Annotated in this window: 12 protein-coding genes; 7 read left to right on the top strand and 5 right to left on the bottom strand. The window is 31.6% G+C overall.

All coding sequences use genetic code 11. The annotated features are described in order from the left end of the window. Window positions 1–1,101 (top strand): ABC-F family ATP-binding cassette domain-containing protein (locus B3C18_RS04940; RefSeq protein ID WP_291143322.1); only part of this gene is annotated, 1,101 nt, incomplete at its 5' end. Between the two features lie 225 nt (window positions 1,102–1,326). Here the strand turns inward: B3C18_RS04940 and B3C18_RS04935 are convergent. After that, window positions 1,327–2,289 (bottom strand): App1 family protein, encoded by a 963-nt coding sequence (locus B3C18_RS04935; RefSeq protein ID WP_291143319.1) that lies wholly within the window; start codon window positions 2,287–2,289, stop codon window positions 1,327–1,329. A 63-nt stretch (window positions 2,290–2,352) separates the two neighbouring features. On the opposite strand from B3C18_RS04935, the gene B3C18_RS04930 reads away from it, so the two are divergent. Then, window positions 2,353–3,222: a diacylglycerol/lipid kinase family protein gene (locus tag B3C18_RS04930; protein ID WP_291143316.1), complete on the top strand. Its 870-nt coding sequence runs from the start codon at window positions 2,353–2,355 to the stop codon at window positions 3,220–3,222. A 34-nt stretch (window positions 3,223–3,256) separates the two neighbouring features. Here B3C18_RS04930 and B3C18_RS04925 read toward each other — a convergent pair whose 3' ends face one another. Continuing rightward, window positions 3,257–4,402, bottom strand: a complete 1,146-nt coding sequence (locus B3C18_RS04925) for a GNAT family N-acetyltransferase (RefSeq protein WP_291143313.1) — start codon at window positions 4,400–4,402, stop codon at window positions 3,257–3,259. A 119-nt stretch (window positions 4,403–4,521) separates the two neighbouring features. Further along, on the bottom strand, window positions 4,522–5,013 hold the full coding sequence (locus tag B3C18_RS04920; RefSeq protein WP_291143310.1) for a DUF1761 domain-containing protein: 492 nt from the start codon (window positions 5,011–5,013) through the stop codon (window positions 4,522–4,524). 182 nt (window positions 5,014–5,195) lie between these two features. Here B3C18_RS04920 and B3C18_RS04915 point away from each other — a divergent pair, with 182 nt between their 5' ends. From B3C18_RS04915 to B3C18_RS04895, 5 genes are all read left to right on the top strand, one after another. After that, window positions 5,196–6,053: a leucine-rich repeat domain-containing protein gene (locus B3C18_RS04915; RefSeq protein WP_291143307.1), complete on the top strand. Its 858-nt coding sequence runs from the start codon at window positions 5,196–5,198 to the stop codon at window positions 6,051–6,053. Between the two features lie 242 nt (window positions 6,054–6,295). Then, the gene (locus B3C18_RS04910) at window positions 6,296–6,913 is read left to right on the top strand and encodes a cysteine hydrolase family protein (protein WP_291143304.1); all 618 of its coding nucleotides are present in this window, start codon (window positions 6,296–6,298) and stop codon (window positions 6,911–6,913) included. Between the two features lie 2 nt (window positions 6,914–6,915). Then, entirely contained in the window at window positions 6,916–7,446 is a 531-nt protein-coding gene (locus B3C18_RS04905; RefSeq protein ID WP_291143301.1) for a hypothetical protein, read from the top strand. Window positions 7,447–7,611: 165 nt separating this feature from the next. Next, window positions 7,612–7,917, top strand: a complete 306-nt coding sequence (locus B3C18_RS04900; RefSeq protein WP_291143298.1) for a hypothetical protein — start codon at window positions 7,612–7,614, stop codon at window positions 7,915–7,917. Between the two features lie 142 nt (window positions 7,918–8,059). Further along, window positions 8,060–8,386 carry a hypothetical protein gene (locus tag B3C18_RS04895; protein ID WP_291143295.1) on the top strand — a complete coding sequence of 109 codons (327 nt, stop codon included), beginning with the start codon at window positions 8,060–8,062 and terminating at the stop codon, window positions 8,384–8,386. A 39-nt stretch (window positions 8,387–8,425) separates the two neighbouring features. On the opposite strand, the gene B3C18_RS04890 is transcribed toward B3C18_RS04895, so the two are convergent. Both B3C18_RS04890 and B3C18_RS04885 read right to left on the bottom strand, forming a co-directional pair. Beyond that, a complete protein-coding gene (locus B3C18_RS04890) occupies window positions 8,426–9,400 on the bottom strand; it encodes a polyprenyl synthetase family protein (RefSeq protein WP_291143292.1) in 975 nt (324 codons plus the stop codon). Between the two features lie 211 nt (window positions 9,401–9,611). Beyond that, window positions 9,612–10,706 carry an exopolyphosphatase gene (locus tag B3C18_RS04885; protein WP_291143289.1) on the bottom strand — a complete coding sequence of 365 codons (1,095 nt, stop codon included), beginning with the start codon at window positions 10,704–10,706 and terminating at the stop codon, window positions 9,612–9,614. Window positions 10,707–10,885 lie beyond the last annotated feature (179 nt).

The following is a 10,885-nucleotide window of genomic DNA, read 5'->3' as shown; positions in this document are numbered from 1 at the left end:
GAAACAGAAAAATTAATCGAAAAGTTCCGTGCAAAAGCATCAAAAGCTTCGATGGCGCAATCGTTAATTAAAAAGTTAGATAAAGTAGAAAGAATTGAAGTTGATGAAGACGATAATTCTGTAATGAATATTTCGTTTCCGGTTTCAAAAGAACCAGGGAAAGTAGTTATTGAAGCAGAAAATGTTACAAAAGCATACGGAGACAAAACAATTTTAAAAGACATAAGTTTACTTGTTGAAAGAGGCAGTAAAATTGCTTTTGTTGGACAAAACGGTCAAGGAAAATCTACTTTCATCAAAGCGCTTGTAAACGAATTTGAATACGACGGAACTATTAAATTAGGTCACAATGTACAATTAGGATATTTTGCTCAAAATCAGGCAGAATATCTTGATGGCGAAATCACTTTGCTCCAAACTATGGAAGATGCCGCAACAGACACCAATCGTATGAAAGTACGAGATATGTTGGGATCTTTCCTTTTCCGAGGTGATGATGTTGAGAAAAAAGTAAAAGTACTTTCTGGAGGTGAACGTAACCGTTTGGCACTTTGTAAATTGTTGCTTCAGCCAATCAACGTATTGCTGATGGATGAGCCTACGAATCACTTGGACATTAAATCTAAGAATGTTTTGAAAGCAGCGCTTCAAAAATTTGGAGGAACTTTACTATTGGTTTCTCACGATAGGGATTTCCTTCAGGGAATGTCAAATATCGTTTACGAATTTAAAGATCAAAAAATCAAAGAATATTTGGGTGATATCAACTATTTCTTAGAACAGCGCAATCTGGAAAATATGCGTGAAGTCGAGAAAAAAGACGTTGCAAAAGCTGCCGCTCCAAAAGAAACGAATAAAGCATCATACGAAGATCAGAAAAAAGGAAAAGCACTTCAAAACCGTTTGAGTAAAGTAGAAAGTCAAATTAAACAATTAGAAAAAGACATTCAGCACGACGATAAATTGTTAGCTTCTAATTATGACAAACACATCGAAGACGCTTCTTTTTTTACAGCTTACAACAAAAAGAAAAAAGATTTAGACCAATTGCTTCTGGACTGGGAAATTGTTCAGGAAGAGATTGATAATTTTAACGCTTAGTTAGTTTTCAGCCGCAGTCTCAGTTTTCAGTTTCTGAAACACAATTTTTTATACTTACAGACCTTTGTCAAAGTTTTAAACTTTGACAAAGGTTTTTTCTTTACATAAAGTATTGTCATTTCGACCGAAGGGAGAAATCGCACAAGAAACTCCGTAAAGTTTGTCGTCAATCTTTGTCGATTCACTAGTGCGATTTCTCCCTTCGGTCGAAATGACAAAAAAGTACTATTTAATAATCCCAATAGATCTGGAATGTGCAATCGCCTCGCTGCTTTCTTTAAAATAACAAACAGAAACATCAAGCGATTCTAAGTTTTTCATGATTTTTTTGACTTCCTTTTTTTTGCTTTTGCCCGTTTGTCGAATGTAAACAGCAATTACGGTGACTGGAAATATTTTGCAGATTCGCTCGTATAAAACGGGATCGTGCTGCGAATCATCTCCCAATAAAACATATTTAAGATTAGGATAAAACTCTAAAACATGTTTTATTTTATCAAATTTATGATCGTGATTTCCGCGTCCGCTCATGAAAAAATCAGTAATTCCTCTTCTAATATCTTTCAATAAAATAACAGCGCGCGGCAGATTATGAATTTTGGTAAATTCTATAATAAATCGGTATAAATTCCATTCGCTGCTCGAAACATAAAAAAAAGCATTTTCTTCTTCTTTATTGTGTCGGCCAGCCGAACTTAAAGCCTGATAATGCGGCACAACATCTTTAAAAACCTTTCTATCGTTTACATTTTTGAAAAGTAAGATGTACATTTTTTTGAAGATATTCTGCGTATGCGAAACCAAAAAAGTGTCGTCAATATCAGAAATGATTCCTAAATTTCCTTTATGCGGACGTATAAAACTTCCTTTTGAAACAATAGTTTTACCGCCATATTTAATACTCACTTCGTATTCAATCCATCCAAAAGGACTTTCTTTTTCAAGCGGAATACAAAACTTAAAATAACCATCGTCCAAAGTTTTGGTATGTATCTCCTGATTGCCGCATTTTAAGTAAACATCAAAATTTTCAATTGTTTTTATTCTGAATTGATTGACAACCGAACGGGCATTTTTTAGATTTTTCTTCTGAAAATCATAATCATACGTTCTTTTAAAGACATGCCCCATTACAATTAATTCTTCTTCATTGGCATAACCCCGATATAATTGTAAAATTGGTTTCATTAATTCCGTATATTTATATAACACTGTAAATTAATTATTTTAATTGGTTTTAAAAATAAAATTTTGAAAAAGAACATCATATTTGTTGTAAACCCTATTTCGGGAGATCTTGATAAATCAAGTTTAATTGAGGCTGTTGAGGAGTTTGCAACTACCAATCATTTTGATTTGGAAGTTTATGAAACGACCGGCAAAAATGACTTGAAAGAAATACAAGCACTTTATAATCAATATCAGCCGGAACGAATTATAGTTGCCGGCGGCGACGGAACCATAAAAATGGTTGCCGAAGCGATGGAAGAACACGATGTAATTATCGGAATATTGCCAGCCGGATCTGCAAACGGACTTTCGGTAGATTTAAATCTGCCTGCGGGAATCGAAGAAAATCTTAAAATTGCTTTTCAGCATCATTATATCGAAATGGATATGATCTGCATAAACGGAAAAAAAAGTATTCATTTAAGCGATCTTGGTTTGAATGCTAACTTGGTCAAAAATTATGAAGAAAGCGATGTAAGAGGTTTTTGGGGTTATGCTTTGCAGGCTTTTACGACATTAACAGAATCTGATGAACCTTTTGTGGCAACCATATCGGCAAACAATAAAACGGTTGATCATGTTGCAAGAATGATTGTTATTGCTAATTCGCAGAAATACGGAACTGGCGTAATCATTAACCCAAATGGTGCAATGAACGACGGAAAATTTGAATTGGTAATTTTAAAAAGCCTCGATTTATTATTAATTGGAAAAATTATTACCGGGAACATGCCAATCGATTCTGAAGATATTGTAATTATTTCGACAGATAAAGCAGAGATAAAAACAGATATTCCAGTTCATTTTCAAATTGATGGTGAATATTGCGGAGCGCAAAAGGAGTTAGAAATTCATATTCTGCACAAACAAATGAAACTTGCTGTTCCTTAAGTCTTTGACAAAGTTTTAAACTTTGTCAAAGCTATTACTTAAACGGATTTCGTTCCTGCCATTCTGTTTTTGGTTCCAAATAATTAAAAAACCTTGCAATATTATGATTGATTAAGGCATTGCTATGCGTGATCAAACCATACATTTTTACTGGTTTTGCCCCAACAGAACTTTTAATTTCGAGAGCAGTTCTAGCAAAAACAATTTCCTTAAATCCTTTTTTAATAGAATAGGCAATCATATCGTAAAGCATATTCAAATACAGCATTTTTTCGCGCTGAACACTTTCATCATAGCCTAAAAAATAGGTGTCCATAACTTCACCATTTTTTATCAGCGTATTGAAACCAATTAGTTTTTCATCTAAAAAATAACCATAAAGCAAAAAGTTCTCTTGCATGATTTCTTTAAAAAAACTGAAATGATTTCTGGCCAGAAAAAAAGTATTGAACGGAGCATTTTTAGCCACATGAAAATACAAATCGTAAATAACATCTTCATATTTTCGAATATCGGATAAAGACATTTGCTGTTTTTCTATTCCTTCAGATTTTTTACGGGCTCGTTTGTATTGATCCCGATATTTTTTTGACAAGGCATCAACATAATCTTGTTCTGTTTTCCAATTTTCGTGGATTTTAAAAATCATATTAGGCTGTGTCGAAAACGTATAATTGTTTTTAAATTCAGCTTGTAATGGCTCGATTTCTTTTGCAGTAAAATCTTTTATGCTGGTGATGTGAACTTTCTTTCCGTTTTCTTTTAAATCTTTTTTAAGCTGATTAATAGCTTTATGAAGCGTTTTAATTGCTTTAGATTCTTTTACGGTTTTATCAAAAACAAAAGCATTTTGTCCGGTTAACATATTGTTCCCAACAAATAATACGTGGGAAGCGAAATTTTTTAAAGCAAAATTACGAACAGATGTTTTTAAACATTGATCACGTTCGCCAAACGATTCCAGCTTTTCGGCAAATAAAAATTGGCTTAAAACAATCCCGATGAGTTTTTCCTCTTCAAAAATTCCAATAAAATGACAAATCATATTTACCGGACAAGAGTTTTCCAGTACTTCGAGATATTCCCGTGTCAAAAAAATATTATCTGCAGCCAGCGAATTCCATTCTAAAGGTAGTAATGACGCGCTGTTATAGATTTGAAAAGAATAAGTTGTATTCAAAAGTGTGAGCTAATTTCTTCAAAATTAGATAATATTTGTAATAACTCATTTTCTTTAAGTTATTATTAAGAAAAACCCGTTTGAGTTTTGACTTCAAACGGGTTTGTACTATTTATAATTTAGGCAAACTGGCAAACAATACCGCCTATTATAGTAAGGGTAAGCATCCAATATCCTGCATGAATAAAGATGTATTTCCAAGATTTTCTTTCGAATAAACCATTAATTCCGACTATAGGAAAAGCAAAAAACAATCCCGACATAAATCCATGCAAAGCTCCATGTTTAAAAGTACGAAATGCAGTTCCGTAATCTGCCATGAAAGCGTGGAAAGATGGTTTTGCAGTTTCAATAAATTGTGGGCCGCCAATCATTCCGAGCGCGCCCGACTGATGAATGGTAAACGACATTAAAGCCATCGAAAGCATTACAGAAAAAATGTACGTAAACCCAAATATTTTGAGCATGTTTCCTTTTTTCAGATCTTCTTCGGTAAAATTATTTTCTCTCATCCAGATTGTTCCAAAAACTTTTGGATGATACCAGATAAAACCGATTATGAGTGTCACAATCGCGGCAACGAAAAATGTAATTAGGTTAATTTTTTCCATAATATAGGTTTTTGTAATTAGTTGTTTCAAAAATAGTTAAAAAACTATAACGATTTCGATAAATTTATAAAGAAGAAAAGTAAGACGAATTTTTTATTTATCAACACTTTATCGACATAAGACGCTTTATATCTAGTAATTAACTAATTTTGAGGCAGAAAAACATATCCCCCAAATCTGTTATGAAAAGCCTTGCAACACTTTTTTTAGCATTTGTTTTTTCTCTTAATATTTTTGCAGATACTGTTTCAGATAAAGAGAAAGACGCGCTAATTAAATTATATCATGCGACGAATGGTTCGCAGTGGAAAATAAAATGGGATTTATCACTATCAGTCTCAACCTGGTATGGAGTTTATGCCGAAAACGGAAAAGTAATTTCTTTAAATTTAGCTGATAATAATTTGCAGGGAGAATTGCCTGCCGAATTTTTTGAGCTGGTAAATTTAGTGACAGTTGATCTTCATAAAAATAATCTTAAAGGACAATTATCAAATTCAATCAGTAATTTTAAAGAACTTCGAGTTTTAAATGTTTCCGGTAATCAGTTATCTGGAGCAATTCCGGGAAGTATTTGCGATTTAAAGAATTTGAAAGATTTGGAGCTTTTTAAAAACAATATTTCAGGCGAATTACCTCAGGAAATTGGAAAACTGAATCGATTAGAAATTCTTTGCTTGTTTGATAATCAAATCGCAGGAGTTTTACCAAGCTCGTTGTATAAAATTTCGACTTTAAAAATTCTGCTGCTAAATAATAATAGATTGTCGGGAGCGGTAAGTTCAGATATTTCTAATTTGAATATTCTGCAAAATTTAAGTTTGTTCAATAATAGTCTGGGCGGAGAAATTCCTAAGGAATTAGAAAAAATGCCTAATCTATCAGAAATGAATCTTTCCTATAATAAATTCACAGGTTCGGTTTCAAAAAATCTTACTTTATTAGATGCTTTGAATATGACAATGTTGGATGAAAATGGAAAGTTGTTTTTATTAGATGTAAATCAAGAAAGAAAAACTGAAAGCGATATTGTAAACTAATTTATTTGTGAAATTTCACTTGAATATTGATGATCAGGTATTTAAAAATATGAAAGCTGTAATTCGTTACAGCTTTTTTTGTTATATAATTTAGGAGAAATATATTTTTGATATTTCGTTAATACGATGATTTTCAGCGGAATATCAATTTTTTTTAATTGTATAAGTGTCTAAAAATCAATTTATTAAGTTTGGGTTTGAATTTTGGAATGGGTTAGTTCTAATTTCTAAAATTCAAAACTATGAGTACGTATCAAAACCACCGAACTGCATTATTATTAGTTGATCCCTATAATGATTTTCTTTCTGAAAAAGGAAAACTTTGGCCTTTTGTAAAAGAAACCGTGGAAAGCAACAATATTATTGCAAACTTAAAAAGTCTGTTGACTGCGGTTAGAAAACATAATATAAAAGTAATTTATGTGCCGCATCGCCAAACACAGAAAGAAGATTATTTAAAATGGAAATATTTTTCTCCATCACACAACGGAAGTAAAAATTTAACTCTTTTTGAAAAAGGAAGCTGGGGTGCAGAATTTCATCCGGATTTGCTGCCGGAAAAGGGAGATTTAATAGCTCAAAATCATTGGACAGCAAGCGGTTTTGCCAATACTGATTTGGATTTTCTTTTAAAAATACATGACTTAGACCATATTGTAATTGCCGGAATGAGAGCCAATACTTGTATTGATTCAACAGCAAGATATGGCGTAGAATTAGGATATCATGTTACTTTGATTAAAGATGGAATAGGTTCTTTTAATCAGGACGAAATAATAGCAACCGTAGAAATTAATTTTCCGAATTACGGACATTCACTTTTATCTGCACAAGAATTTATAAATATTTTAGAATCATAAAGATGGAAATACTTGCTGAATGTACTGCAAAGGTCATTATTGATTGTCCTGCAGAAAAGATTAATATTACCGAATGGCTGTTTACTTTGAAGGATTTTGAATATCAATCGTGTTCAAAGGGACATATTGCTAGTGGAGTTTCATTTTCTGAAAATGGAAAGCGAATGTCCATAAATGTAGAAAAAGTTGCCGATAATTTTTTAGTACAGCATTATGTCGAAGAAATTGGAAATGAAAACCATTGCAGAGTAAATTCTATTTCCGATTCGATTTCGCCTTTAGGAACAACAAAAATAGGAGTGACCTGGGAACTTAAAATTATGCCGATATCAAATGATCAGTGTGAACTTCATAACCATGTTGCTGTTAGCGCCACTTCTGAGTTTTTGGCGGTGCTGAAATCGTTAAATATTACTGATTTAACTGCAGTAAAAAGTCAGATGCTGCAAAATTTAGAAGCACATAATAATGAAGAAACACCTTTGTTCGCCAATAATATTGCACAAAAAGGAATAGCTGGTATTTGGAGTTAATTAAGTTTGATGTAAAAAATGCAGAAAATAGAATTTATACTAACTTTGCTTCAATAAATTTGATACGGGTTTTATAAAGCATTCAATATTTTTTATAACTTTAATATTGAATTCAATTCTAAAGAAAATTTAAACATAAAATACTAACCTTTTTACTATAAAATTATGACACTACAATATCAAGGTGAACAATACGGAAAGTCAACCACATTTACCATCAGAATTATTGGTAATAACTTATCAAAAAGCAGTTCGAATTATCAAATCGATCTTTTAGTTGGAGATAAAAAACTGCCAACTTTTACAAGTGAAATTCATCAAAGTTTATCAAACTGTTTGAAAGAAATTTACTTATTCAGAAAACACAACGGAATTAAATTTGACGAATCGTCAGAGAAAATAGTTTCGCTTTATGTTCCTTATGATAAGGTTTTGTATAACTATAATAAGTTTGCTTTGTTTAGAGCTTAAGCATTTATTAAAAATATATTTTAAAGGCTGTTCTTTTATAAAAGGCAGCCTTTTTTATTCTCTGTTTTTTTAGTTATCTAAAAGATAACCGCATTTTTAAAAAATATGTTCAAATTTGAATTATCGCAAAAAGGATAAATCAATGGAAACAAAAGATATTAAAAATTTAGAGAATATTAAAAAGCTGGCTGCATTATATTTCAATACTCTAAAAATGACTGATGATAAAGCAGAAAATTATATTGGTGAGATCAAATTCCTAAATTATTATAAGCTAAGTAGTGTTATTAAAAATATTTTGCAATTGTGTATTTTGGCGCTAGATCACGAAACGCATAAAGTTTCAGAAACAGGAAAAAATCAAACGATTAATGTTGAGATTATTTTAGAATTAGTGCTGCAGTTTTTTCCTCTAGATGAACTTGAATTTTTAGATGAGATTAATGAATTGTTGCAAACTGAAATTTAATATGCAGTTGCTGAAAGATTTTATAGTAAACGGAAATAGTTAAACTCTTCTCCCTATCAAACTCTCTGCAAAAGCCCTTAATACCGCTTTCTTATCTTCGGTTATATTAATCTTCCCTAAAATTTTAGAAGCTTTAAAAGTATATTTCTTAATAGATTCTTGAGTTGCGTCTGGTGCTCCAGATTTCAGAAGCAATTCTGTAATGGTTTCAATTTTCTTTACATTATCATCAAGACGAACAGTATACAATTCCATTAATTGTTTTTTTTCGGTTTCAGATAGAATTTCAAGAGCCTTAAAATATAAATAGGTTTTTTTATTCGAAATAATATCGCCGCATAATCGTCTTCCGAAGGTTTGAGTATCACCAAAAAGATCAAGATAATCGTCTTGCAGCTGAAATGCTAAACCTACATTAATTCCGAATTTATAAATCAAATCGCAGTTTTCGGGAGAAGTTTGAGCAATAATAGCACCCATTTTCATTGATGTTGCTATGAGTGCTCCGGTTTTATATTCAATCATTTTTAAGTATTCTGAAACCGTAACATCTTGTCGGGTTTCAAAATCAACATCCCATGTTTGTCCCTCGCAAACTTTGATTCCCATTTTGACAACCGCTTTAGTTAAAGTTTTAGCAAGATTTGGTTCGTAACTTTGCAGATAATGATAAGTTAAAATAATCATGGCGTCTCCGGCAAGAATAGCGATGTTAGTATTCCATTTTTTGTGTACCGTAGGTTTTCCTCTTCTTATAGGATCCTCGTCTATAATATCATCGTGAACTAGTGAAGAATTATGAAAAACCTCTATGGCTAAAGCAGCTGGCAATGCCAATTTGTAATCCGTATCAAAAATTTCTGCAGTAAGTAAAGTAAGAACAGGCCGTAATCGTTTTCCTCCCAATGACATTATATAGTTTATGGGCTCATAAAGATTTTTGGGCTCTTTATCTATAGTTTGATTCTCTAAATAACTAATAAAAAAATCTGTGTATTGAGCTATTGAATACATAAAATTAAAATTATTAATTTATAAACGGCTAAAATACAGCTTTTTATAAATTAAATTAAGAAAAATTCTACAAAACTAATTTATACTCTAAGTCAGATACGCATTTTTTAATTTTTTTAGGATTTTTCTTAAATTGTTAAGTTTCAATTATGTTCAATAAAAAAAGCTCCAGATTTCTCTGAAGCTTTGTATAGGGTATAAAGATGTTTTCTTAAAAATTAGTATTTACTTTTTTAGAACGGTCGGCAATATATGAAATAAGCCATGTTACTTGTCCTTCTTTTACAAAGTATACTTTCTTGGTTTCTAAATTTGGAACACCTTCTAAACAGGCAATTAATATGTTATTTGCAGAAATTAAATATTCCTGATTATAAGTACTCAAAACTCTTGCAGCTTCTTTATTAGTTTTAGCAAGGTTAGTAAATTTTACGAAGTTGTTTTTCAGGATTGCATCATAATTAAGAATGTCTTCCATGTTTAAAGAAATATAATGCTCTTTTACGTTTTCATTATAATATAGAGTCGCAAAAGCCCAAACAGCTCCACCAGATAAATATATTTTGTCTTTTTTTAATAAAAGAGGATTTTTGTCCAGTAACGCTTGCACTTTCTTACGCAGTACCGAGTTAAAATCAAAAGATTTTTCCTGATATGCCGACATATCGTTTACCTGCGCTTGGTTTACAACCGTTTTTTTCACCGCATCAGTAAGTGTCATTGTACCAAAATCAAGCTCCAAAGGAATAAACTCTAATTTGTTATCTTCAAGTTCATCAATGTATCCGCCTTTAGTAGTTTGTGCACCAATATCAAGTAAAAAAGCATTAGAATAATCAACAGGAGGCATAGCGCCTTTAACCAGTGTTTTAGCCTCTTCGTTAACATTAAGTATCTCTAGTTCTTTGTTTGTTAGCGTCGCAATTTTATTTTTTAAAACATCGGCGTTGCGGGCAGATGAGAAAACGGGAGCAGCTACGATAAAAATATTCGTTTCAGGCATTTTATGTTCTGCTCGTATTTTTGTCAATTGTTCAGCTACAATAGTACTGGCTCTGTTAATATCATCTTCAGTAAGTTCGCCGGTATTAGCAATATGTTCAGCAAAATTAATTCTCTCAGTCCAAAACGAAAGGATTTTATAATCTGCTTTCTTGATATTACTTACATCCAGAACGGAAACTTTTATAGCTCTGCGGCCAACTTCAATTCCAGCATAAAGATTTTTTTGAGAAAATGAATTGATGGAAAAAAATAAACTTAAAAGGGTAAAAAGAAGAATTTGGGGGTTGTTTTTTTTAAACATTGGAGTTTACGATTAAAATATAATTTTAAATAAATAATTAAGATAATTATTGCTTTTCTTCTTGTTAACGTAAAGAAAATCAATCAAAAAGCAAGTTTTTTTGCAAAGTGCTTTTTTTTATAAAGAAAAAAGCTTCAGATTTCTCTGAAGCTTTACTTAGTAGCGGGAACAGGACTCGA

Origin of the sequence: Flavobacterium sp. UBA7680 (assembly GCF_002482975.1) — a bacterium.
Classification (GTDB): domain Bacteria; phylum Bacteroidota; class Bacteroidia; order Flavobacteriales; family Flavobacteriaceae; genus Flavobacterium.
The sequence above is the reverse complement of the archived record's forward strand: the minus strand, read 5'-3'. Positions and strand labels throughout refer to the sequence as shown.

Bases quoted from the DNA above. Each gene is read 5' to 3' on its own strand.
- B3C18_RS04900 (WP_291143298.1), top strand. From the start codon at position 7,612: ATGACACTACAATATCAAGGTGAACAATACGGAAAGTCAACCACATTT.
- B3C18_RS04885 (WP_291143289.1), bottom strand. From the start codon at position 10,706: ATGTTTAAAAAAAACAACCCCCAAATTCTTCTTTTTACCCTTTTAAGT.
- B3C18_RS04910 (WP_291143304.1), top strand. From the start codon at position 6,296: ATGAGTACGTATCAAAACCACCGAACTGCATTATTATTAGTTGATCCC.
- B3C18_RS04920 (WP_291143310.1), bottom strand. From the start codon at position 5,013: ATGGAAAAAATTAACCTAATTACATTTTTCGTTGCCGCGATTGTGACA.
- B3C18_RS04915 (WP_291143307.1), top strand. From the start codon at position 5,196: ATGAAAAGCCTTGCAACACTTTTTTTAGCATTTGTTTTTTCTCTTAAT.
- B3C18_RS04905 (WP_291143301.1), top strand. From the start codon at position 6,916: ATGGAAATACTTGCTGAATGTACTGCAAAGGTCATTATTGATTGTCCT.
- B3C18_RS04895 (WP_291143295.1), top strand. From the start codon at position 8,060: ATGGAAACAAAAGATATTAAAAATTTAGAGAATATTAAAAAGCTGGCT.
- B3C18_RS04890 (WP_291143292.1), bottom strand. From the start codon at position 9,400: ATGTATTCAATAGCTCAATACACAGATTTTTTTATTAGTTATTTAGAG.
- B3C18_RS04935 (WP_291143319.1), bottom strand. From the start codon at position 2,289: ATGAAACCAATTTTACAATTATATCGGGGTTATGCCAATGAAGAAGAA.